At 62.3% G+C, this 24,374-nt stretch carries 17 protein-coding genes and 3 pseudogenes; 7 read left to right on the top strand and 13 right to left on the bottom strand.

Going from position 1 to position 24,374, the window contains the following annotated elements; all coding sequences use genetic code 11:
- Window positions 1-2: 2 nt before the first annotated feature.
- The 6 genes and pseudogenes from A2I95_RS10475 to A2I95_RS10450 form a co-directional block, all read left to right on the top strand.
- Window positions 3-1,316 (top strand): annotated as a pseudogene (locus A2I95_RS10475) (methyl-accepting chemotaxis protein); the annotation flags it as partial.
- Between the two features lie 645 nt (window positions 1,317-1,961).
- Window positions 1,962-4,220 (top strand): methyl-accepting chemotaxis protein, encoded by a 2,259-nt coding sequence (locus A2I95_RS10470; RefSeq protein ID WP_291729701.1) that lies wholly within the window; start codon window positions 1,962-1,964, stop codon window positions 4,218-4,220.
- Window positions 4,221-4,394: 174 nt separating this feature from the next.
- The gene (locus tag A2I95_RS10465) at window positions 4,395-4,928 is read left to right on the top strand and encodes an IS30 family transposase (protein ID WP_291729700.1); all 534 of its coding nucleotides are present in this window, start codon (window positions 4,395-4,397) and stop codon (window positions 4,926-4,928) included.
- A gap of 83 nt (window positions 4,929-5,011) precedes the next feature.
- Entirely contained in the window at window positions 5,012-6,031 is a 1,020-nt protein-coding gene (locus A2I95_RS10460) for an IS110 family transposase (protein ID WP_291729714.1), read from the top strand.
- Between the two features lie 445 nt (window positions 6,032-6,476).
- Window positions 6,477-7,013, top strand: coding sequence for a tyrosine-type recombinase/integrase (locus A2I95_RS10455; RefSeq protein WP_291729699.1), 537 nt, complete (start codon window positions 6,477-6,479; stop codon window positions 7,011-7,013).
- Window positions 7,014-7,038: 25 nt separating this feature from the next.
- Window positions 7,039-7,851, top strand: a pseudogene (locus A2I95_RS10450) (transposase); the annotation flags it as partial.
- 455 nt (window positions 7,852-8,306) lie between these two features.
- Here A2I95_RS10450 and pgi read toward each other — a convergent pair.
- The 12 genes from pgi to A2I95_RS10390 all read right to left on the bottom strand — a co-directional run bounded on the left by pgi (window position 8,307) and on the right by A2I95_RS10390 (window position 22,709).
- Window positions 8,307-9,914 carry a glucose-6-phosphate isomerase gene (gene pgi / locus A2I95_RS10445; RefSeq protein ID WP_291729698.1) on the bottom strand — a complete coding sequence of 536 codons (1,608 nt, stop codon included), beginning with the start codon at window positions 9,912-9,914 and terminating at the stop codon, window positions 8,307-8,309.
- The gene (gene eda, locus A2I95_RS10440; protein WP_291729697.1) at window positions 9,911-10,564 is read right to left on the bottom strand and encodes a bifunctional 4-hydroxy-2-oxoglutarate aldolase/2-dehydro-3-deoxy-phosphogluconate aldolase; all 654 of its coding nucleotides are present in this window, start codon (window positions 10,562-10,564) and stop codon (window positions 9,911-9,913) included. The genes pgi and eda overlap by 4 nt, the downstream gene beginning before the upstream one ends.
- A gap of 3 nt (window positions 10,565-10,567) precedes the next feature.
- Window positions 10,568-12,379 carry a phosphogluconate dehydratase gene (gene edd / locus A2I95_RS10435; protein WP_291729696.1) on the bottom strand — a complete coding sequence of 604 codons (1,812 nt, stop codon included), beginning with the start codon at window positions 12,377-12,379 and terminating at the stop codon, window positions 10,568-10,570.
- Between the two features lie 92 nt (window positions 12,380-12,471).
- Complete coding sequence (gene zwf / locus A2I95_RS10430; protein WP_291729695.1) at window positions 12,472-13,923, bottom strand: glucose-6-phosphate dehydrogenase; 1,452 nt, start codon at window positions 13,921-13,923, stop codon at window positions 12,472-12,474.
- 189 nt (window positions 13,924-14,112) lie between these two features.
- Window positions 14,113-15,039, bottom strand: a complete 927-nt coding sequence (locus tag A2I95_RS10425; RefSeq protein WP_291729694.1) for a carbohydrate kinase — start codon at window positions 15,037-15,039, stop codon at window positions 14,113-14,115.
- Window positions 15,036-16,571, bottom strand: coding sequence for a mannitol dehydrogenase family protein (locus tag A2I95_RS10420; RefSeq protein WP_291729693.1), 1,536 nt, complete (start codon window positions 16,569-16,571; stop codon window positions 15,036-15,038). Before A2I95_RS10420 ends, A2I95_RS10425 begins: the two co-directional genes overlap by 4 nt.
- Window positions 16,559-17,332, bottom strand: coding sequence for an L-iditol 2-dehydrogenase (locus tag A2I95_RS10415; protein ID WP_291729692.1), 774 nt, complete (start codon window positions 17,330-17,332; stop codon window positions 16,559-16,561). The genes A2I95_RS10420 and A2I95_RS10415 overlap by 13 nt, the downstream gene beginning before the upstream one ends.
- Window positions 17,329-18,333 (bottom strand): ABC transporter ATP-binding protein, encoded by a 1,005-nt coding sequence (locus tag A2I95_RS10410; protein WP_291729691.1) that lies wholly within the window; start codon window positions 18,331-18,333, stop codon window positions 17,329-17,331. The genes A2I95_RS10415 and A2I95_RS10410 overlap by 4 nt, the downstream gene beginning before the upstream one ends.
- Before the next feature lie 12 nt (window positions 18,334-18,345).
- Window positions 18,346-19,176 (bottom strand): carbohydrate ABC transporter permease, encoded by an 831-nt coding sequence (locus A2I95_RS10405; RefSeq protein ID WP_291729690.1) that lies wholly within the window; start codon window positions 19,174-19,176, stop codon window positions 18,346-18,348.
- Window positions 19,177-19,186: 10 nt separating this feature from the next.
- Window positions 19,187-20,017 carry a carbohydrate ABC transporter permease gene (locus tag A2I95_RS10400; RefSeq protein ID WP_291729713.1) on the bottom strand — a complete coding sequence of 277 codons (831 nt, stop codon included), beginning with the start codon at window positions 20,015-20,017 and terminating at the stop codon, window positions 19,187-19,189.
- 245 nt (window positions 20,018-20,262) lie between these two features.
- The gene (locus A2I95_RS10395; protein ID WP_291729689.1) at window positions 20,263-21,564 is read right to left on the bottom strand and encodes a sugar ABC transporter substrate-binding protein; all 1,302 of its coding nucleotides are present in this window, start codon (window positions 21,562-21,564) and stop codon (window positions 20,263-20,265) included.
- 113 nt (window positions 21,565-21,677) lie between these two features.
- Window positions 21,678-22,709, bottom strand: coding sequence for a LacI family DNA-binding transcriptional regulator (locus A2I95_RS10390; RefSeq protein ID WP_291729688.1), 1,032 nt, complete (start codon window positions 22,707-22,709; stop codon window positions 21,678-21,680).
- Between the two features lie 138 nt (window positions 22,710-22,847).
- On the opposite strand from A2I95_RS10390, the pseudogene A2I95_RS10385 reads away from it, so the two are divergent.
- A pseudogene (locus A2I95_RS10385) lies at window positions 22,848-23,300 on the top strand (transposase); the annotation flags it as partial.
- 313 nt (window positions 23,301-23,613) lie between these two features.
- Here A2I95_RS10385 and A2I95_RS42530 read toward each other — a convergent pair.
- Window positions 23,614-24,048 (bottom strand): EamA family transporter, encoded by a 435-nt coding sequence (locus A2I95_RS42530; RefSeq protein WP_367151282.1) that lies wholly within the window; start codon window positions 24,046-24,048, stop codon window positions 23,614-23,616.
- Between the last annotated feature and the right edge of the window lie 326 nt (window positions 24,049-24,374).

The raw sequence follows: 24,374 nt of genomic DNA, 5'->3' as shown, positions 1-24,374 counted from the left end.
TGCTGGCCGGGCTGATTGTCGCCAGCGCCGTGCTGCTGGCCGCCGTCCTGTTTGCCGCGCGCGCCGTCACCCGGCCGGTTGCGAACATCTGCACCAGCATGAAAGCGGTTGCAGCAGGCGGTCTGGACATCGCCATTGCCGAGGCGGAGCGGCAGGATGAAATCGGCGCAATTGGCAGAACAATTGTGGACATGCAGGGGGACTTGAAAAAGGCCCGCAACGCCGAAGAGGAACGCGCGAAAACACAGCGCCAGCAACAGAAGGTCGTGGACAGTTTGCGGACCGGGTTGTCGCGCCTGTCCAAGGGCGACTTTGCCTTCCATCTGACCGAGGCTTTCCCGGAAGAACATGAAAGGCTGCGCCAGGACTTCAACCTGACCTCCGAAACGCTGAGTTCCACTGTGGCCCAGGTGATCGAGGCCGCAGGCAGCATCCGCAATGGCGCCACCGAGATCAGTCAGGCTTCAGACGACCTGTCGCATCGCACCGAAAGCCAGGCAGCCACGCTGGAGCAGACCGCCGCGGCGCTGGATGAGCTGACCGCCTCGGTCAAATCCGCTGCCGAAGGCGCCAGCAGCGTTGAAACCACCATGGAGGAGGCGCGCTTGCAGGCCGAAGCCAACCGCGTCATTGTGCAAAATGCCGTCACCGCCATGGCGGAGATCGAACAAAGTTCGAACCACATTTCGCAAATCCTCAGCGTGATTGACGACATCGCTTTCCAGACCAACCTTTTAGCGCTGAACGCAGGTGTCGAGGCAGCACGCGCTGGCGAGGCCGGCAAGGGTTTTGCGGTGGTTGCCTCCGAAGTGCGCGCCCTGGCGCAGCGCTCATCCGGCGCGGCGATGGAAATCAAGACGCTGATCAGCGACAGTTCCAGGCAAGTTGAGCGCGGCGTCAATCTGGTTGGCAAAGCAGGCGAGGCGCTGCAAAGCATCGTCGAGCAGGTCACTCATATTTCTCAGTTGGTTTCCGGCATTGCCGAAGGCGCGGCCGAACAATCAACCGGGCTGCACGAAATCAACACAGGTGTCACTCAGCTGGATCAGGTCACTCAGCAGAACGCGGCGATGGTGGAAGAAGCCACCGCGGCCGGCCATATGCTGAACACTGATGCCGGCAAACTTTCGGAACTGGTGGCGCATTTCCGGGTAACCGGCGGCAGTACTGCCTCGGCCCCGGCAATCCCCGCTCCCCAGCCGGCACCTTCTGCGCATGGCGATGATGACTGGGAAATCGAGACCAGCCCGGCGCCTTGCGCGGCTCCCGAAACCAGCAGCGGAAATGCCGCCCGCAACCTCTGGCAGGATTTCTAGCTCCCCCTTGATTGCCCCGGACCCCATGGTGCTGCGTCCCGGCTGAGGCATCGGACAGCCAAGGGAACGCTTCTTCGCGGCCCGTGCGCAGGATTTAACTGCCCGCTGCTGGAAAACAGCTGGGCTTTCAGCAGCAATCATTGCCACCCCGCCACCGGGGCCGCAGCCAACCGCTGCGGCAGACAGGCCGATCCGCCCTGCGCCACAAGATGCGTCAAGGCCCAATCCATGAAACAGAAACGCGATAAAGGCGGTCCCGCTGCCGGGGCCTGCCCTGAGCACCAGGGAAACGTCTCGCAGAAAGTTACCCGGACTCTGCGGGTGCTTGCCCCGGGGCAGCCTGAAGCCGGGGCGCTCCATGCAAGATCCCCAAATTCGAATGTGTTCCCATCTGACGGTTTGCGCCACCCTGGCTTGCGTTTCCGGAATACATACTGTGGCAAACACCAGAATAATAAGGTGAAACCAGCGATTATCACCCAAGGGAGCTGAAATTCATGTTTGCGGCATCAAAGGTCCTGGAATTCCGGAAAACTTCATTTGCGATAGGCTTGCGGTACACACTTTTTCAGGATTTTCCTGATTAACACTCCTAAAGGCCCCGGCTGCAACCGGTGCGCCGCCGATAGCAGGAGACCTTCGCCAATGCCCCGGACCATGAAACTGCCGCTCAAGCTGAAACTGCCGCTGATCATGGTGGCGCTGACGGGGGCCTTCCTCGTCACTGTGTCGCTGCTGGTTTATTCAATGGCTGAGCGCAGCATCCGGGAAAACGCCTTTGCCGCGCAAAGGATCGAGGCCAAATCCGGCGCCCAGGCGCTGGAATTCCTGATCAAAGCAGCCCGGTCCGATGTTTCCAGCCTGGCCGGCCAGCCCGCAGTATTCCGGGCGATCGGCAACTTCGAACGGGTGATCGGCATGGTTGAGGAAGACGACCCGATCGCCTATCTGAAACAGACCTATGCCGCAGAAAATCCGCATCCAGCGCAGCAGCGCGAGGAGCTGACAGACGCGGGCGACGGCAGCTATTACAACCAATCGCATGTCACCTATCACCCCACGTTCCTGCAAAGCCTGCGTCTGAACGGCTATCAGGACCTTTACCTGATCAGCGCCAAGGGGCAGGTGGTCTACTCGGTCAAAAAGCAGGATGACTTTCTGACCGGCATCGAGCCGGGTGCGGACAGCGGACTCGCCCAAGCCTTCAAGGCCGCCCTGCAGGCAGAGGCCGGCACGGTGGTTGCCGCAGACTTTGCCGCCTACAGCCACAGCCCCGATGGCGTTGCAGCATTCATGGCTGCGCCTGTCTTCTCCAAACGCAAACAGATAGTCGGCGTTATCGCCGTGCAGCTGGGCAGCAAGGGCATCGTCTCTGCGCTGACCAGCAACCTGTCGGGCGGCACGCATCAGAACATCTTTGTCGCCAGCAGCGACGGCCTGGCCCGCAGCCCGTCCTCGGTTGAGGGACTGTTCCCGGTGCTGCAGAAAATGCCGGACACGCCGCAGATCCAGGCTGCCAAAGCGCGCGAAGCCGGCCAGTTTGAGGCGGTTGCCTCTTCGCTGGGCGAACGTGCCATAGCCCTGGTGATGCCGCTGGAGCTGCCCGGATTTGACTGGTCGCTGGTACTGGAAACCGACGAGCACACTGCCTTTGCTGTGGTCGAGCGCATCCGGCTGATTGCCGCCGGGCTGATTGGCGCCGCTCTGCTGGCGGCCATCGGCGTGTCCTGGCTGGCGGCGCGCAGCGTCACCCGCCCGATCCACGCTCTGCGCGAGGCCACAAATGCGCTGGCGGACAGCAACTATGACACCGACATCCTGGGCCGCGACCGCGGTGATGAGCTGGGCGACCTGGCCCGCAGCCTCGACAGTTTCCGCGGCAAACTGAAAGAGGCCGACGCCGCAGCAGCGCGCGAAGTGGAAGCCGCCCGCCACACCGCTGCTGTGGTCGACAGTATGAGCGCAGCCTTGTCCGAGCTGCAGCGCGGCAACCTGACCTGTGACATCCGGGTGCCGTTTGACGGGCATTACGAAACCCTGCGGGAAAACTTCAACCGCAGTCTTGAGCGGCTGCGCGGATCTATGGGCGACGTGGTGGAGGCGGCTGAAAACGTTGGGCGGTTCTCCGAGGAACAACGGGGCGCGGCCACCGAAATGGCCCATCGCACCGAAAGCCAGGCAGCAACGCTGGAAGAAACCGCAGGCGCCATCCGCGAGTTGACCGGCGGCATCCGCGACACCGCGGACCAAGCGGGCCGGATGGATGCAACCATGCGCGGCGCCCGCAGCGAAGCGGAACAAAGCACCGATGTGGTGACTTCTGCGGTCGCAGCGATGGACCAGATTCAGGAAGCCTCGTCAGAGATTTCCAAGATTATCAACATGATCGACGACATTGCCTTCCAGACCAATCTCTTAGCGCTGAATGCAGGAGTTGAAGCCGCCCGCGCAGGCCCCGCTGGGGCAGGTTTTGCCGTGGTCGCCTCTGAGGTGCGCGCCCTGGCGCAGCGCGCCTCCAATGCAGCCGGGCAGATCAAGGGGCTGACATCCGCCAGCGAGGAGCACGTGGCAAATGGCGTCGCGATGGTGGGCCGTGCGGGTGACGCGCTGACCAGCATCATCGAACAGGTCTCGGCTGTATCCGGGCTGGTCACCGACATTGCCGACGGCGTGCGCACCCAATCGCGCGGGCTGGAAAAAATCGATGGCGCCATGCACCAGCTGGACAACATGACCCAGCAGAATGCCGCCATGTCCGAGGAGGCCGCTGCTGCCAGCCAGCTGCTGCAAAATGAAGCGCACAGCCTGACGGATATCATTAGCCGGTTCGATCTGGGCAGCGGCAGCGCGGCTCCCGCGGCCAGCCACGAGGCAAACAGCGGTCCCGGCCGCCTGAGCGCCTGATGCAAGCTCTGACTGGCTGAGGTGCCGCTTCGGCCAGTCAGTAAGCAGCGCGCCGATCTGCAGCAATTACATTCAACATAATTTCGCTTACGCGTTTTTTGATTGTGCCGGGGCACATTCTAATCTGCGTTGCGACAGTTCCCCTATCTTGCTGGAAAGCAAGGAGAATGGAAGATGGCCCATACAGAGCTTGATTTGCATGAACGGCGTGCAATCGAGGATATGCTGAACGCAAAGATGCCCGTGAGCAAGATTGCAGGCGCGCTCGGCAGGCATCGCTCCACTGTCTATCGCGAGATCAAGCGCAACCGCTTCGAAGACCGCGAGCTGCCGTATCTGAGCGGCTACTACGGTGTGAATGCGCAGAGAACTGCAGAAGCCAGATGCGCGCGCCGCCGCAAGCCGGTGCGATTGAAAGACCTGCGCCAGGCAGTGATCACCCAGTTGAAAGAAGGCTGGTCGCCAGAGCAGATCGCCGGCCGGCTTGGCTTTGAAGGCCAACCGGTGCGCGTGAGCCACGAGACCATTTACGCTTACATTTACGGCCCCGATGGCCAATCGGAAGAACTGGCACGCCCCCTGCCGAGCCGGCGCAAGAAACGGCAGCCGCGCTACGCACGCAGGCCGCGCGGCCTTGTTTTTCCGCCGGAGCGCTCAATCCATCAGCGCCCGGAGCACGAGAAGTCCCGCGAGACATTCGGCGAATGATGGTGTGGATACCTCACCCCGCAACGGCATCGCGATGTGCCAAGATGGTGATGTTGAAAAGCACCAGCATGGAGGAGGTATCCGTGGAAGAAGTTACAGTTATCGGGATCGACTTGGCAAAGCCGGTTTTTCAGCTCCACGGCGCGGATGCGTCGGGACGGCCCGTATTCCGCAAGAAGCTGTCGCGGGCCCAACTCATCCGGTTCATGGCCGATCAACCGCCCTGCCTTGCCGCCATGGAGGCTTGTGCCTCGTCGCACTACTGGGGCCGCGAGTTCATTAAGTTGGGTCACGAGGTGCGGCTAATCCCGCCGATCTATGTGAAGCCCTTTGTGAAACGGCAGAAAAACGATGCGAATGACGCCGAGGCGATTGCAGAAGCCGTGGTGCGCCCGACCATGCGGTTCGTCCCCGTGAAATCAGAAGAGCAGCAGGCCCGATCCATGGTCTTCAAGACGCGCGATCTGTTTGTTCGTCAGCGCAACGCCCTCATCAACGCCTTGCGGGGGCACCTCATGGAATACGGCATCATCGCGCCTCCTGGACGAACATTCGTCAAGAAGCTCAAGGCGCAGACCGATGCTCCGGAAAGCGATCTCCCGCCGGGCGTCATCGAACTTTGTCGGCTGCACCTGGAGCAGATTGGCATATTGAATGTCAGGATCAGGGGAATACAGAAACGTCTTGAGGACGCGGCGAAGTCAGACCCTGAGACCATTCGTTTGCAGACCGCGCCAGGCGTCGGTCCCGTTAGTGTCATGGCAATTCAAGCTTTCGCACCACCCATGGAGGGCTTCCGCAGAGGACGCGACTTTGCGGCCTGGCTCGTCCCCGTTCAAAAGTCGACCGGTGGCCGGCAAATCTTGGGGCGAACATCCAAAATGGGACAAAGGGACATTCGAAGGCTGTTGATCATCGGTGCGATGACCCGGGTCAGCTGGGCGGTCAAGAACGGCCCTCCCAAGGGGTCCTGGCTAGAGCAGATGCTGGCGCGCAAGCCCAGGATGCTGGTCGCCATCGCGCTGGCAAACAAAACCGCCCGCGCGATCTGGGCGATGCTGACGAAACAGGAAGACTATCGAGACCCCGCCCCCGCCGTGTGACACGGTGAAGGCTGGCAGGTGTGAGACGGACATTGAACAGTAAGGACAAACGATCGACCAGATCGAGATTGGGAAAACCAGGCCTTCCCAAAGAGCTTGCAGCTCGGGCGTAATGATATGGACCCGACCTTCGCATCGCCATACCGGCCAGCGGCATTGTCAAAGCCGCACCTCAAGGCCTGACACATGACCGTACCCGATCACATGTTCGAACCGTTCAAAAGAGTGCTTGCACCGACCGAGGTATCCACACACCCGATACGGCGACACCCGAGGAGCTGCGGTCGTATCAGTTGAAGATGACTGAAGACGGGGTATCAGCCAGCACCTTCAATGTTCGGATCATTTCCTTGCGGTTCTTCTTCGGTGTGACCTGCGGGCGCGAGGAGAGTGACGGAGGTATAGAAAATGATCCGGGGGATCATTTTCCCGCCGAACGCGCTTCATGCAGTTCCACCGCAAGCCCCGCAAACTGCCCGTGGTGCTCAGCGTCGAGGAGGCGGCCGACCTGTTGGCCGCGGTTCCCGGCCCCGGGCTCAAGTATCGTGCCGTCCTTGGCATCAGCTACGGAGCCGGTCTGCGCGCCTCCGAGGTATGCAATCTCAAGGTCACGGACATCGACAGCGACCGTATGCTGATCCATGTCGATGATGGAAGGGGCGGGCGGGATCGTAAGGCGATGCTGTCGCCCAACCTGCTTGCGTTGCTGCGCGGCTACTGGCGCGAGTCCCGTCCGGAGGGATGGCTCTTCCCGGGAAAGCCGAAGATCAATCCGCTGTCACCACGACAGTTGAACCGGGCGTTCACCTCGGCCAAGCACATGGCGGGCATCATGAAGGCGGCAACGCTGCACACGCTCCGCCACAGCTTTGCGACGCATCTGCTGGAGGCCAACACCCCCTCTCGGCAGCATCCTTCGGATGCGCCTGCCGGGCCGTGGATGTCCGGGTCATCCAGGTGTTGCTCGGCCATGCCAAGCTGAGCACCACGGCACGCTACACGCAGGTATGACCATTGCGGCCGGTCCCAAGCGGATGGGCGCACGGGTGGGCATGACCAGTGTGTTGCACACCTGGGGATCAGCTCTGACCCATCACCCCCACATCCACATGATCGTGCCGGGCGGCGGCTTGTCGCCGGACGGCACCAGGTGGGTCGCCTGCAAACCCGGGGTCTTTCTGCACGTGCGGGTGCTGTCGCGGCTGTTCCGGCGTCTGTTTCTGGACGGTCTTATAGATCTGCACCGTGCCAGGCAGCTTGCCTTCTTCACCGGCTTCGAGCGGCTGGCCCAGGCGGATGCCTTCACGGCCTGGCTCGCTCCGTTCCGCAAGTCCGAATGGGTGGTCTATGCCGAACCGCCCTTCGGCGGCCCCGAGGCGGTCCTGGCCTACCTCAGCCGCTACACCCACCGGGTTGCCATCTCGAACGCACGCCTGGTCAGCGCCGATGCCGATAGCGTCGCCTTCCTCTGGAAGGATTACCGCATCAAGCGTGGCGGCCGGCAAAAGGTGATGCGGCTGACCACGCCCGAGTTCATCCGGCGGTTCTTGATCCATGTCCTGCCCGCTGGTTTCCACCGCATCAGGCACTATGGCCTGCTGGCCAGTTCAACCTGCAAGGCCAACATTGCAAAGATCCGCGCCTTGCTGTGCGCCCAACGCCCTGAACAGGCCGCCGAACCGGAGCAGGAGCCCGAGATCACCCCGCTCACTCTGCGCGAGCCTTGTCCCTGCTGCGGCGGACCCATGCGCATCATCGAGATCTTCCGGCGCGGTCAGAAACCAATGTCGCGTGCGCCGCCAAGGGAAAAGGCTGCATGACATATCGCCAGTCACTCGTCAGAAATCACTGTCGGCTGTCCTTGCAGACCCGCCATGGGCAGCGCGCGGCCTGTCGTTTGCAGCCCCGGATCGTGTCTCCAACAATGCCAAGAAAAACAACGCAATTGAGTAGGTCCTTGTCAGATCCCAGCCACCAGAACGGCTTACGCGGCAACAAAATCGCAGCCGTCGCTTCAGTCCTCGCCACACTTTCCCCATAGCCCGATCCAGGCCCCCGCGGCTTCCTCCTTCCGAGGTTTGTCAACGCGGGCCGCCACCTTCCAGCCGCCATCGTCGCGCCGCGGCCCGCATCGAAAAACCTTCAGGGAAGCAGTCGTTCGCTGCGCCAAACGTGAGTGTCCGGACTGCGGAAATGTTCGCAACGCCCGTTTGTAAATGTCCGGCACCTTGGTATTGACGGCGTTTGTCGACAACTGGGTGATCCGACGGGTCATTCACGCAGACAGTTTCCGGATCAGAGCAATTGTAGACGGGTCCTTGCCCTCAGATGAGGCGCCCTTGATCATTGGCACCAGGGCGCTGGCCAGTTCCTTGCCCAATTCCACTCCCCATTGATCAAAGGAATTGATCCCCCAAATGGCGCCTTCAACGAACACCCGGTGTTCATACAGCGCGATGATCTGGCCAAGGGAGTACGGCGTCAGCAGCGGATAGGCCAGCGTCATCGAAGGGCGGTTGCCTGGAAAGGTCCGGTATGCCGCTTGGACGCGACGCTCTTCGCCGGTATAGCCGAGCGCTGCAGCAATCTCCAAGGCCTGCTCCAGGGTGCGGCCAAGCATCAGGGCTTCGGACTGGGCCAGGCAATTCGCCTTCAGCAAATCATGGTGTTCCCGCAGGCTGGGTTCATGACTGCGCGAAGCCACCAGAAACTCAGCGGGGATGATTTCGGTTCCCTGGTGCAGCAGCTGATAGAACGCGTGCTGTCCGTTGGTTCCGGCTTCGCCCCAGACGACAGGACCGGAGCTGCGCTCCAGTGTTGTTCCACGGTTAGATACGCACTTGCCGTTGCTCTCCATGTCGAGCTGCTGCAGGTAGGCGGGCAATTTCGCCAAACGCTGGTCGTAGGGCAGGATTGCGCGGGTCGGATAGCGGCAGATGTTACGGTGCCAGATCCCAACCAGTCCCATCAGCAGCGGCATGTTCCGGTCTGGCGGGGCGGTCAGGAAATGGGTGTCCATGGCCCACGCCCCGGCCAGGAAATTGCGGAACTCCGCCGCGCCGATGGCCAGCATGATCGGAAGGCCGACGGGTCCCCAGAGGGAATACCGCCCGCCCACCCAGTCGGCAAAGCCAAAGACCCGCTCAGGGCTGATCCCCATGCCGGCGGTCTTGTCCAGCGCTGTCGAGACTGCGGCCAGATGTGACACGGCCTTGCTGCCCAATGCATTTTTCAGCCAGCTGATGGCCGTTTCCGCATTGGTCATCGTCTCGATCGTGGTGAAGGTCTTGGACGCGATGATGACCAGCGTCGAACGGGGATCGAGTTTCTGCAGCGTGTCGGAGATCTGGGCGCCGTCGACATTGGAAACGAAATGGCAGCGCGGTCCGTTGTGATACGGGCTCAGGGCCCGGACCGCCATGACCGGCCCCAGATCGGAGCCGCCGATGCCGATATTCACAACATCGGTAAATGCCCCGCCACCCGCGGTTGCGATACGGCCCGAGCGGATACCGTCGGCAAAATCCTCCATCGCTTGCAGGGTTTTCCTTATCCCCGGACGCGCGTCCTCGCCATCAACCACCAGCGGCTCATCATCTCCGGCGCGCAGGGCAGTATGAAGCACCGCCCGGTCTTCGGACCGGTTGATCCGCTCGCCACGGAACATGGCATCGCGTTTTCCAGCAACGTTCCGCACCTCGGCCAGTTCCAGCAGCAGATCAAGTGCCGCACGGTCGATGCTGGTCTTTGAGAAGTCCAGCAGCAGCCCGTCTGCTTCAACCGAAAACCTGTCAAAGCGCTGCGGGTCGTCGAACAGGGAAATGATCCGCCGCCCTTCTGCCGCGCTGTGGTTCTCCTGCAGCTTGGTCCAGATATCCATCATGCGCTTCCCCCCAGTTGCGCGGCCTGTCTGGCCAGCGTTTCAATCCCGCCCCAATCCCCGGCAGCGATCAGGTCCGCCGGCGCGACCCAGCTGCCGCCCGCGCACAGCACGTTGCTGAGGGAAAGATAGCTGCCGGCGTTTGCGGGGCTGATACCGCCGGTCGGGCAGAAGGTGATCTGCGGCAAGGGCGCGCCGATTGCCTTTAAGGCCGGTGCGCCGCCGGAAGCCTCCGCCGGGAAGAATTTGAGCATATCGTAGCCGCGCGCAAGGAGCTGCATGGCCTCGGTTGCGGTCGCCGCCCCCGGCAGCAGCGGCAGCTGCTCCGCCTCGCAGGCGGCCAGAAGTTCATCGGTGGCGCCGGGGGAAACCCCAAAGGTTGCTCCGGCAGCCTTGGCGGCGCGGACATCCTCGGGCGTGATCAGCGTGCCGGCGCCGACATGGCCGCCTGGAACCTCAGACATGGCGCGGATTGCCTCCAGCGCAGCCGGGGTGCGCAGAGTGACTTCCAGCGCAGAAAGACCGCCTGAGACCAGCGCTTCGGCCAGCGGGCGCGCGGTGGCGGCATCTTCGATGACCAGCACCGGCACGATTGGTGCCAGGCTGCATAGTTCGCGGGTCAGCTGGCTGGCGTCCTTGGGGGAATGCGTCATGTGTCAGGCTCCGAAGATGGTAGCGCCGTCCGTGGCGGCGCTGACGGTGTTGCGGAAGGCTGCAAACAGCTCGCGGCCGGTTCCGGATTGGCTGGCGGTCAGGTCTGCGGTTGCGGCCGGGCGCTCGCACACACCGTTAGTCAGGATTTCCAGTGTTCCGGCGATGGCATCCACGCGCAGAAGATCCCCGTCTTGCAGGCGGGCAATCGCGCCGCCGTCAACGGCTTCGGGGCTGACATGGATTGCGGCAGGCACCTTGCCGGAGGCGCCGGACATACGGCCATCGGTGACCAGTGCAACCTTCTGGCCGCGGCCCTGCAGGATCGCCAGCAGCGGCGTCAGGCTGTGCAGCTCAGGCATGCCGTTGGCCTTTGGCCCCTGGAAGCGCACAACCACGATCACATCCCCGGTCAGCTCGCCCCTCTTGAAGGCGCTTTTGACCTCATTCTGATCGGCGAAGACGCGCACCGGCGCCTCGACCACCTGGTGTTCGGGCGCCACGGCAGAGACTTTCATGACCGCGGTGCCAAGGCTGCCGGTCAGGCGCTTGAGGCCGCCGGTCGGCTGGAACGGGTCATGGGGCGGGCGCAGGATGGCTTCGTTCAGGCTGTGGCCGGCGCCATCGCGCCATGCCAGGACGCCTTCGTTCAGGACCGGCTCCTGGGTGTAGGTCTCCAATCCTTGGCCCGCCACGGTCACGGTGTCCGGATGCAGAAGACCGGCCCCCAGCAGCCCGCCGATCATGCAGCCAAGCCCGCCTGCGGCGTGAAAATGGTTCACATCCGCGAGCCCGTTTGGATAGACCCGCGCCAGCAGCGGGGTGATTTCGGAGAGATCCGAAAAATCCTGCCAGTCAAGCACGATGCCGCCTGCCCGTGCCATCGCCACCAGATGGATCAGCAGATTGGTGGAGCCGCCGGTGGCGTTCAGCCCGACTATGCCGTTCACAAAGGCCTTCTCATCGAGAATGCTGCAGACCGGCGTATAATGGTTGCCAAGCGCGCTGAGCGACAAGGAGCGCTTGGCGCCTTCCTTCGTCAAAGCATCGCGCAGCGCGGTGCCGGGCGGCACAAAGCTGGCGCCGGGCAGGTGCAGCCCCATGAACTCCATCAGCATCTGGTTGGTGTTGGCGGTGCCGTAGAAGGTGCAGGTGCCCGGCCCGTGATAGGCGGCCATTTCAGCAGTCAGCAGGGTTTCCCGGCCCACTTCACCCGCGGCAAACTGCTGGCGGACTTTGGCTTTTTCGTCATTTGCCAAGCCGCTGGTCATGGGGCCCGCGGGCAAAAATACCGACGGCAGATGGCCAAAGGCCTGCGCCGCGATCACCAGCCCGGGCACGATCTTGTCGCAGACCCCCAGATAGACGGCGGCGTCGAATGTCGCGTGGCTGAGCGCAACTGAGGCCGCCAGCGCAATCACATCGCGGGAAAACAGGCTCAGCTCCATGCCCGCCTCTCCCTGCGTGACACCGTCGCACATGGCGGGCACACCGCCGGCAACCTGTGCGGTGCCGCCAGCCTCGCGGGCTGCCTGCTTGATGAGGGCCGGATAATGTTCAAAGGGCTGATGGGCCGACAGCATGTCGTTGTAGGCGGTGACGATGCCGAGGTTGCCTGCCTTGCGCTCGACCAAATGCGCTTTGTCACCACCCGAAGCGGCGTAGGCATGGGCCTGGCCGCTGCAGGACAGATGCGCCCTGGCAGGGCTCTTTGCCGCAGCGCGGTTCATTTGATCCAGATACGCGGCCCGGGTGGTTTCACTGCGGGCAATGATCCGATCGGTCACGCGCAGAAAAGTGTCATTGAGCTGGCTCATTTGTACGCTCCCTTGGGAAAACAGATTGGCGGGACGATTTGAAAGAGGTGGGGCTTGGCTGGTGCCAGGGGCTTGCACTCCTGATGCATTGCTCAGCCCCCGATCTCGCGCCACCGCCGGCCCTCGCGGTGCAACAGCATCAGGGCGTCCTCAGGGCCGGACCCTCCCGGATCGTAGGGAGACGGGGCAGGCCCGAAGTCCTCCCAGCTGGCAATGATGGGGTCGGCCCAGGCCCAGGCAGCCTCTACCTCGTCGCCGCGCATGAACAGGGTTTGGTCGCCGCGGATCACATCCATGATCAGGCGTTCATAGGCATCTTGGGGTTCAGCGCGTTCCCCCAGAGCCTCGGCAAAGGTCATATCCAGGGACACTTCCGCGAGGCGGAAACCGCCCGGACCCGGCTCCTTGATCGTGTTGCGCAGGGTGATGCCTTCATCCGGCTGCAGGCGAATAATCATTGCGTTGCTGCGCCGCCCGGCCATGTCCGGAAAGATCATGTGCGGCGGGTCGCGGAACACCACCGCAATTTCGGAACAGCGCGCCCGCAGCTTTTTGCCCGTGCGCAGGTAGAACGGCGTGCCCGCCCACCGCCAGTTGCCGATATTCACCTTCATGGCGATGAAGCTTTCGGTGCCGCTCCGCGGGTCGCCGGCATGGTCGCGGTAGCTGCCCGCGCTGCCTTGGGCGCGGTACTGGCCGCGCACGATGTCCGATGGCGCCACCGGTTCCAGCGCCTCGATCACCTTGACCTTCTCATCACGCACCGCGTCGGAAGTGAAGCGGGATGGCGGCTCCATCGCGGTCAGGCACAATAGCTGCATCAGGTGGTTCTGCACCATGTCCCGCATGGCACCCGAGCGGTCGTAATACTCGCCGCGCCCCTCGACGCCCAGACTTTCAGCCACGGTGATCTGCACGTGGTCCACATGGGTGGAGTTCCACAAGGGCTCCCACAGGGCATTGGCAAAGCGCAGCGCCATCAGGTTCTGCACGGTTTCCTTGCCCAGATAGTGGTCGATCCGGTAGATCTGCTGCTCGTCGAAGTTCCTGCGCAGGTCTGCGTTCAGTTTCCGGGCCGATGCCAGATCATGGCCAAAGGGTTTCTCCACCACGATCCGGCTGTCGGCCGAGGCGATACCCCGGTCTCTCAGATTGGCGGCGAAGGTGCCGAACAGCGCGGGAGAGACGGACAGGTAGAACGCCTGTACGACCTCCGGCCGCAGCGCCTGCGCCAGGGCGTCCCATCCCTCGCCGCCGTCGGCATCGACACGCACGTACTCCAGGCCGACCAGGAATTTTTCCAGCACCCCGGCCTGCTGCACGGCTTGCGGCGCGAATTCCAGCAGGCAGGCATGCACCGCTTCGGTGAATTCCGCGCGGTTCATTGCGGTGCGGGCGCTGCCGATGATCCGCGCGCCTTCCGGCATCTGCCCGACCGCAAACCGGTGAAACAATCCGGGCAGGATCTTGCGGCGGGCAAGATCGCCGGTGGCGCCGAACAGGACCAGATCGAAGGGGTCGACGGGAATGACGCGGGACACCATCGGCTCAGCCCGTCCCTTTCGGCCCCGCGGCCGGACGCGGCGTCCTGCCGCCGCGGGCCAGGCCAAATATGGCACACTTGATGGTCATGGGGCTTTCCTCCTTTGGACCACATCACGGACACCGCGATGCGGAGCATTTTTGGTAGCGCTAACATTTGTGCGCGAAAAAGGGGAGGGAAAAGTTCGCATTTACAGCTCCCCGGCCCAAGGCGGGTTGGCACCGGCGCGGGACACCGTAACCGCCGCCACTTTTGCACCATGCTCCATTGCCTGTTGCAGAACGTCAGGCGGCAGGGCGGCCAGCTCCTGTTTCGTCAGCCGCCCAAGCTCAGACAGTTTGGCAAGAACGCCTGCGTTGAATGTGTCGCCGGCCCCGACGGTGTCGGAGATTTTGGCCCTGACCGCAGGCACGCGCACTTCACCGCCGTTCGCAAGATAGCCGGTTGCACCTTCGCCGCCGCGTGTCAGGATTAGTACGGATGGCCCACGTTCCAGAAGGATGGACACTTTCTCGCTCAGCGACAGCGGTTCCGGCTGCAGCCAGTTCAGATCTTCGTCGGAGACCTTCACGATATCCGCTTGCGACACCATCTTGTCCAGCCGGGCGCGATAGCGTTCGATGTCCTGAATGAACCGCGGCCGGATGTTCGGATCGATCATCACTGCGCGCCCCTCGGCCTCGCGCTCCAGCAGCGCGGCATAGGCACCGGCGCAAGGCTCAGAGGCCAGGCTGATCCCGCCGAAAAACAGGGCCGAGACCTCCTGAGGGAGCTTGGGCATATCCCCAGGCATCAGCATGCGCCCGGCTGAGTTCTCGTCGAAGAAGCAATAGGTGGCATGGCCATCCACCAAGCGGACAAAGGCCAGTGTGGTGGGGCGGCCGGACTGGATCACCAGCGAGGTGTCAACGTGACTGGCCTTCAGCGACTCGGCCAGCTGCCGCCCGAACATGTCGGTGGACAGGCCGGTCAGCATGCCGGCCCGCACCCCGAGCCGTCCCAGCGCAATGGCCGTGTTGAACACCGCCCCGCCGGGATGGGGCACGAATCCTTCCGCCCCGCCCGCAGTTGGCGCGGGGATCATGTCGATCAGGGCTTCTCCGCAGCACAGGATCATGTTTCCAAGCTCCCCTTGGCCTGCTCTTGCCCGGTATAGGCGCGCAAAGCAGCTTCGCATCCTTCCGACCAGATCAGACTAAGCCAGCGCGAAAACTCCACAGCGAACCATTGGTTGCCGGCCAGATCACCGTAGATATCATGCTGTTCGAGCCAGGCTTGCGGGCGCAGCCTTGCGGCCATTGCAGCCTCGGCCAGCGCGTCCCAATGGGGGTCGTTGGCCTCAATCCCGGTGCTGTCCTCCCGGGTGCCTGCACACATGCGCGCCCAAAGCGCCTCGACCAGGCTCAGGCCCGCGATCGGGCCGCCTGTTGCCAGCGCATCCCGCAGAATGGGATGGACAAATCCCGGGTGCCGGGAGGAGCCGTCAAAGGCTACCCGCCGGACCGTGTCGCGGATGGCGGGGTTGGAAAACCGCCGCTCGATCAGTTTGGCATAGTCTTGCGGGTTCATTCCCGGAACAGATGCAACGTAAGGGGCAATCTCCTCTTGCTGGACCTTGCGGAACAGCGCGGCAATCAGCGGATGCCCCATGCAATCGGCGATGGTCTCCACCGACAGCATCTCTCCGGCATTGGCCAAAACCTGGTGGCCCGCATTCAAGATGCGGATTTTCATCATCTCGTAGTCATGCACGGAGGGTGTGAACACCGCCCCGGCCTTGTCCCAGTCGGGGCGGCCCGCGCAGAAGTCATCCTCGATCACCCACTGGCGGTAGTTTTCATGGGTGACGGGGGCGGCATCCTCAATGCCCAGCTTGCGGGCAAGGGCGATCTCATTGGGGCCGGTCGCGGGCACAATGCAGTCGACCATCGAATTCGGGAAACTGCAGGTCTGATCGATCCAATCCGCCAGCTTCGGGTCGGTGAGCCTTGCCAGCGAGACCACCGCCTGCCGGGTGGCATTGCCATTGCCGCGCAGGTTGTCGCAGCTTTGAACGGTAAAGGGGCCTGCTCCAGCATCGCGCCTGGTTTTCAGCGCAGCTGCAATGGCTCCGAAAACAGTGCAGGGACGGGTTGGATTCTCCACGTCATGACGGATGTCGGGGTGCCGCGCATCCAACCCGCCGGTGCCCGGGTCAATGAAATAGCCGCCCTCGGTCACGGTCAGCGACACGATACGAGTTGAGGGATCGGCCATGGCGCGGATCAGCGCGCCGTTCCCGTCTTCTATCGGCAGGTAATCGATCATTGATCCAGTGATCTCGGCCGAGACGCTGCCGGGCGCCAGTTCGATCAGGGTGGTCAGGCAGTCCTGCGCCAGCAGCTTCTGCCGCATCGCGGCATCATACGGGCGCGCCCCGGCGCCGATGATGGCCCAGTCCTGGGCCAGGCCCTGCTGCATCAGCCGGTGCAGGTACCATGCCTGATGCGCGCGGTGGAAATTGCCGAGGCCGATGTGGATGATCCCCGGCTTCAGCGCCGCGCGGTCGTATCCGGGACCTGCAACACCTTCGGGCAGATCCTTCAGCGCCTCCTGGCTCAGTTTAACCGGCGTAAGTTGTGCTGTTTCGCGTTCCATCAGCTCATCCATTGTCCACCGTCCACGTTGTAGGTTTGGGCAACGACGTAGTTGGCCTCGTCCGAGGCCAGAAAAACGGCCATGCCGGTCAGGTCGTCCGCCCGCCCCATGCGCCCATAGGGCACCGCCTGCGCCACCTCTTGCTTCTTCTGACCCGGCGCCTTGCCCTCATATTTTGCAAAAAGCGCATCGACGCCGTCCCAGTGCTCACCCTCCACCACACCGGGGGAGATGGCGTTCACGTTGATCCCGTGCCGGATCAGGTCGAGCCCGGCAGATTGGGTCAGGCTGATGATGGCGGCCTTGGTGGCGCAGTAGACGGCAACCAGAGGTTCCCCGCGCCGCCCGGCCTGGCTGGCCATGTTGATGATCCTGCCACCCGCTCCGCGTTCGATCATGTGGTTCGCCACCGCCTGCAGGGTGAACAGCGTACCGGCGACATTGACGGCAAAGGCGCGGTCATAGTCGTCACGGGTGATTTCACTCACCGGAGCGGCAGTGAAGACGGCTGCGTTGTTGATCAAGATGTCGATCCGGCCCAGCTCTGCGGCCGTTTCGGCCACAGCCTGCTCGATGCTGGCCTGGTCGGTGACATCCAGCCTGACGGGAATTGCTCCGCCGCCCAGTTCCTCCACTGCTGTTTGCGCGCCGGTGAAATCGATATCCGCGATGGCCACGCGGGCCCCTTCGCGCGCATAAGCCGCGGCGAAAGCGCGCCCGATGCCCCGGGCGCCGCCGGTGATCAGTGCTGTTTTGCCTGCCAGCCGTTTCATGCGATCCGCAGCCCCTCTGCATCGAATTTGTGGATCACATCGGCGCGCGGGGTCATGAAGATGCGGTCGCCGTGACGGAACCCGACTTCGCCATCTGCGCGCACGGTGATGGTCTCTGCCAAGCCGGTGCCATGAACGTGGAAGAACGTGTCAGACCCCAGATGTTCCGAAACGCTGACCACGCCCGACCAGGCGCCGGCCTCACCGGAGACCTCGATATGCTCAGGACGGATGCCAATGGTGTGGGCACCGTGTTTGGCGGCCTCCTCACCTTCGATGAAGTTCATCTTGGGCGAGCCGATGAAGCCGGCCACGAATTTGTTGCGCGGCGTGTGGTAGAGTTCGAGCGGCGAGCCGACCTGTTCGATCACACCGGCATGCAGCACCACGATCTTGTCGGCCATAGTCATGGCTTCGACCTGGTCGTGGGTCACGTAGATCATCGTGGTTTCCAGGCGTTCGTGCAGCTCGGATATCTCCAGCCGCATCCCCACCCGCAGGGCCGCGTCGAGGTTGGACAGCGGCTCGTCGAACAGGAAGGCGGACGGCTCCCGCACGATGGCGCGGCCGATGGCCACCCGCTGACGCTGGCCGCCGGACAGCTGGCCGGGGCGGCGGTCCAGATAATCGGTGAGGTTCAGCGCGTTGGCCGCGGCCTCGATGCGCTGGTTCTGCTCCTCAACCGGGACCTTGGCCATCTTCATCGGAAAGGCGATGTTCTTGCGCACCGACATATGCGGATAGAGCGCGTAGGACTGAAACACCATTGCCAGGCCGCGCTTGGCGGGCGGAACATGGGTGGCGTCCTGCTTGTCGATGCGGATTTGGCCGGAGCTCACATCCTCCAGCCCGGCGATCAGGCGCAGCAGGGTGGATTTGCCGCAGCCCGAGGGGCCGACGAAGACCGTGAATTCGCCATCGTCTATGGTCAGATCCAGCGGCGGGATAACTTCAACGTCGCCAAAGCTTTTGGAGACCTTGTCCAGAGTGATACGTCCCATGTCTATGTCTCCTTATTTCACAGCGCCGAAGGTCAGGCCGCTGACAAGTTGTTTCTGGCTGAACCAGCCGAGGATCAGGATCGGGGCGATGGCCATGGTCGAGGCCGCGCTCAGCTTGGCGTAGAACAGGCCTTCGGGGCTGGAATAGCTGGCGATGAAGGCGGTGAGCGGGGCTGCCTTGGCGGCCGTCAGGTTGAGCGTCCAGAAGGCTTCATTCCAGGCTAGGATCACGTTCAGGAGCAGCGTCGAGGCGATGCCGGGAATGGCCATGGGCGTCAGGATATATAGAACTTCTTCGCGCAAGGTGGCGCCATCCATCCGGGCCGCTTCGAGGATCTCTCCGGGGATCTCCTTGAAGTAGGTGTAGAGCATCCAGACGATGATCGGCAGGTTGATCAGCATCAGCACGATCACCAGACCAATCTTGGTATCCAGCAAGCCCAGTTTAATGAACAGCAGGTAGATCGGGTATAGAACGCCAACTGCCGGCAGCATCTTGGTGGACAGCATCCACAACAGGATGTCCTTGGTCCGTTTCGAGGGCACAAAGGCCATCGACCAGGCGGCGGGCACCGCGATGAGGATGCCGAGGATAGTGGAGCCGCCGGCGATGATGATCGAATTCCACAGGAAGCGGCCATAGTTGGAGCGTTCCTGCACCACCGAATAGTTCTCCAGCGTCCAGTCGAAGAACAGGAAGACCGGCGGATCGCTGATCGCCTGGGCTTCAGTCTTGAAGCTGGTCAGGATGGTCCACAGGATCGGGAAGAAGATCAAGAGGCCCACACCCCATGCCAGGGCAGTATTCAGGGCTTTGCGTTGCGATGTGATTGCACGTGCCATGAGGGCCTCCTTACGCGTCCAGGTTCTTGCCGACGATGCGCATCAGGAAGATGGCAACGATGTTGGCGAGGATGATGGCGTAGACCCCTCCGGCCGAACCCAGCCCGATGTTTTGGCTCTCCAAAACTCGCTGGAAGATCAGATAGGTCAGGGTCTTGGTGCCAAAGGCGCCCTGGGTGGTGACAAAGATCTCGGCGAAGATCGAAAGCAGAAAGATCGTCTGGATCAGCACAACCACGGTGATGGCGCGCGACAGGTGCGGCAGGGTAATGTAGGCAAAGCGCTTCACCGGCGGCGCACCGTCCATTTCCGCGGCTTCCAGCTGTTCGCTGTCCAGCGACTGGATCGCGGTCAGCAGGATCAGCGTTGCAAAGGGCAGCCATTGCCAGCTGACAATCAGGATGATCGACTGGGTCGAGGCCTGGGTCAGCCAGACCAGCGGCTCGGCTCCGAAGAGGCGCCACAGATGGGCCAGCAAGCCATTCACCGGATCCATGAACATGTTTTTCCAGACCAGCGCGGACACGGTGGGCATCACGAAGAAGGGCGCGATCACTAGGATGCGGACCATGCCCCTGCCCCACATCGGTTGATTGAGCAGGATTGCCAGCAGCACCCCCAGCACCACGGTGATGGCGAGGACGCCGCCGACGATCACCAGCGTCGCCTGCACGCTGGGCCAGAAGGCGCTGGAGGACACGAAGCGGACATAGTTGTCAAAGCCGACCCAGCCCAGGTCGCCGCCCCGCAGCGGCAGGAATTTCTTGAACGAGAAATAGAGCGTCATCGTCAGCGGCACCAGCATCCAGCCCAGCAGCAGGATCACGGCGGGTGCCATCATCAGCCGGGCTGCGGTGCGGGCGTGTTTCGTGCCGCCCTGGTGGTCCGCTGCGGCGGGCTGGTTTGCCGCCATGGGTGCGGACGGGGCTATCGTCAGCTGGTCCGCAGGTTGGGAGTGTTGCGTTGCCATTTGGTGTACCTCCTCCGTTGACGGCACGCGGGCCGCCTTGGACGATTATGCGCTCTGGGGGATCGCTGGGGCCAGAGGGCGGCGGTCTGGCCGCCCCCGGGTGTCCGTGCGGGAGATCAGTAGCCCGCGGCTTCCATTTCATCAGTGGTCAGCGCCTGGGCCTTTTCCAGGGCTTCGTCGACGCTCTGCTGGCCGGCCAGCGCCGCGGCGAATTCCTGCCCGACCTGGCCTGCGATGCCGGCAAATTCGGGGATCGCGGCAAATTGCACGCCAACATATGGCACCGGGTCCACCGTCGGGTTCGTCGGGTCGGCAGACTGGATGCTTTCCAGCGTCATCCGGGCAAATGGCACGTTCTTGTAGTTGGGGTCTTCATACAGAGAGGTGCGCGCACCTGGCGGCACGTTGGCCCAGCCTTCTTTTTCGGCCACCAGCTCAATGTATTCCTTGGAGGTGGCCCACTGGATGAACTCCTTGGCAGCATCCGTTTTCTGGGTGCCTGCAGGGATACCCAGCGCCCAGGCCCAGAGCCAGTTGCCGCGTTTGCCCTTGCCGGTATCCGGCGCCAGCGCAAAGCCGACCTTGTCGGCGACTGTCGAGTCGTTGGGGTTAGTTACGAAGGACGCCGCCACGGTGGCGTCGATCCACATGCCGCATTTGCCCTGCTGGAACAGCGACAGGTTCTCGTTGAAGCCGTTGTTCGACGCACCCGGAGGGCCGGCGTCGTTCATCAGGTTCACATAGAACTCCAGGGTTTCCTTCCACTCCGGCTGATCAAACTGGGCTTGCCAGTTCTCGTCGAACCAGCGCGCGCCAAAGGCGTTGGCGGTGGCGGTCAAAAAGGCCATGTTCTCACCCCAGCCGGCCTTGCCGCGAAGGCAGATGCCATAGATCCCGTTGTCCTTGTCGGTCATGGCACGGGCGGCCTCGGCTACGAACTCCCAGGTCGGGGCGTCTGGCATCTCAAGGCCCGCCTTCTCCATCAGGTCGGCCCGGTACATGATCATGGAGCTTTCGCCATAAAACGGGGCCGCATAGAGCGTGCCATCGACGCTCAGGCCGCCGCGCATGGCCGGCAGGATATCATCGGCGTCATATTCGGCAGGCAAATCATCCAGCGGTACCAGCCAGCCGTTCTTGCCCCAGATCGGTGTTTCGTACATGCCGATGGTCATGATGTCGAACTGGCCGCCCTTGGTGGTGATGTCGGTGGTCACACGCTGGCGCAGCACGTTTTCCTCCAGCGTCACCCATTCGACGTCGTGGCCGGTCTTGGCGGTGAAATCGTCTGTCAGACCCTGCATCCTGATCATGTCACCGTTGTTCACAGTGGCGATGGTGATGGTCTCGGCAGAGGCACTGCCTGCTGCGATCAGTGAAATGGCCGTTGCCGCACCCAATGCGTAATTAGCAAACATCCTCTACCTCCCTGTTGAGATGTCGCCTCCAAGATTACCGGCGCTGGTGTGCTGGCGTCAATTTAATTTTTACGCGCGTAAAGTTAAAGGTGCTCACCCGAAAAATCAGCAGCTTAGGCGGACCCCCGCATGACCAACCGGCCATCAAACAGGGTTTCCTCCCGCGAATCAGCCGGTTTTTTCGCCTCAATAAGGTTCATCAGTGTCTCGGCACTTTTCCGGGCGATGGCTTCGTAATCCTGCGAGACCGTCGTCAATGTCGGGCAAGTGTAGCGGGAGAACGGGTGGTCATCATGCCCGGCTACCCGCATGTTGCAGTCTGTGCCCAGACCAACCCGTATCCCAGCCTCATAGGCCGCCGACAGGAAGCCGATAGCAAGGCGGTCATTGCTGCAAAGGATCGTATCGGTTGGCAGGTTCCTGTCACGGACCACCCGGGTTCCTTCCCGAAAGCCGATCTCTTCAAATTCCCAGCCTTCACCGGCGGCCTGGATCAAATGCGGTGTGTGGTTCAGCCGTTCCATGGCGGCGAGATAGGCGTGGCGCCGCTTGTAGGCGTTAGGGTTCGAGGGCTCCTTCATCTCAAAGAATGCCGGTGGTTCGCCTGTCCTGCATAGGTAGTCCACAATAATATCAATGCTTTGATCGTTGTTTGAACCTACAAATGCCAGACCCGCGGAGCCGGCATTGGCGTCAAACAACACCGTCGGAACCTCTTCGCAAAAGGCGGCAATGCGCGCCTGATCCGATGCCCGCCCCAAGGGGGCCAGCAGAACACCAGCCGGTTTGAGCAGCCGCAGATTCTCGAGGTTTTCGATCTCCTGATCTGGGCTGCCGTGGGAGCCTAGCAGGACCGGCCGGTACCCGGTGCTCAGAATGTGCTCTTCAATATTACGGGCGATTTCCGCAAAGAAAGGGTCAGCCAGATAGGGAACGATGATGCCGATGTTCTTGGTCAGACGGCGGTTCTGATTGATTGCATAGAGGTTGGGCCGGTAATCGTAGCGGTCGAGCGCAGCTTCGATGCGCTGCCTGGTCGAGGCCCTTACGCTGGACGGGTCGTTGAAGAATTTCGACAGCGTCGGACGGGAAATGCCGCTGACCGCCGCGAATTCCTCCATGTTCCGTATCTTTTTGTCATCCATGAAGGGGCCCTCTTTCTCTGCACTGGGTATGGCAAGGCCAATGCGACCCTGCCAGAAAGGCTTCCGTTATAGTAATTGACGCGCGAAAAATTTCCCACCCTGTTTCGCAAATGGCATCACCACTTCTGGAAAGCATGTGCCGTAACACCGTACCTGTCGCGCTACACCCACCGTGTCGCGATCTCCAACAGCCGCCTGATCCGCATGGTCGGCCAAGGCGTCACCTTCCGCGTCAAGGATTACCGCGTCAACGGCCCGGGGCGGCATACCACCATGACCCTGAAGGCCGGCGAGTTCATCCGCCGCTTCCTGATCCATGTCCTGCCCAAGGGGCAGCACCGCATCCGCCACTACGGCTTCTTCGGGAATGGCAACCGTGCCGCCAATATCGCCAGGATCAGGGAACTGCTCGGGACCGGACAGCCAGATCCGGGTCTCGCGCACGATGGTACGGCCGGTGGGGCCGATGCACCCGCCCGCGTCCTCGCGCTGCCATGCCCCTGCTGTGGCGGGCACCTGATCATCATCGAAACGATCCCGCAGAAACGGCAGCCCAGAGCGCCGCCAGGAACAGCGAGGGCCGCTGCATGACATGCGCGCCAAAGACCGGAATTCCAATCGCCGCTGCTCGCGATACCGCTTGCGGCCAATCCGGCATGCCTGCAACCCGGATAGTAAAGGTGCGAAGGTTGCCGAGCCCCGCGAGACGCGGCGCATGCTCATCAAAGCTCACAAAATCCGTGCCGAAGCTGCCTGCAACGAGCGCAGTTGGCCCAACCTGCAGAACAAGAACCAAGGCAATCAACCGCTTCAAATCCCCATAGAGCCAGCTGGTCCGCCCACTTCCAACCCCGCGATTTCCCGCTTGAGCGCTTCTCCGACGCCAGGCAACGCTGTGCGACACTCAAACGTCTCGCGTGGCGTCTGAGAAACCTGCATCATCGAAGCTGTAATTGGTAAACATCATAGGCGAGTTTCGCACCCTGCTAAGAGGCACGGGCTTTCGTCGTGCGCCGGACAATGCATTCCCGGCGATGGCTGCTAAGAGCAGTGCCCCACCGATGAGGGTCCTGAGGGATGCATCTTCTCCCAGAAACAGCCAAACCCAAAAAGGACCAAGAAGCACCTCGGCAAGGGATAGCAACGTCAGTTCTGCGGCTGGAGGCGTGCGCGAGCCCAAGGTGTAGAGGGCCAATCCCGCGCCCACTTGAAAGGTACCCATGCCCATGGAAATACCGCTATCCTGTGGGGAAAGAACGAAGGAGAGTCCCAATAACAGGCAAAGAGCAGATGTGATGATGATGGCAATCAGACCAGAGAGAAATACTGCTGGAAGCATTTCGCCTGATTTCCCCCCAACGGAGTGCGACAGTGAATACTGAAAAGCCGAAGGCGGAACTAAGTGCTGCCAAGGTGCCGTCTATTGCGCCACCAGAAGTTTGTCCGGAGACCATGATAGCGATGGCAGCGATGGCAACGAGGATGGCGACTCACGTCGCGTAGCGAACATGCTCTCGCAAGACAATCCGGGCAAGAATGGCGGGCATGAAAGGTGCGGTTGCGAAGAGCAAAAGTGCGTTGGCCACGGGGATAACTTGGATCGAGTAAATCCCACCCGAATAGGCCGCGACCAAAGCCAAACCGGCGATTACGGCGGGGAGGCCG

It is taken from the genome of Leisingera sp. F5, assembly GCF_001593695.1.
This window is presented reverse-complemented; position numbering and strand designations above follow the sequence as displayed.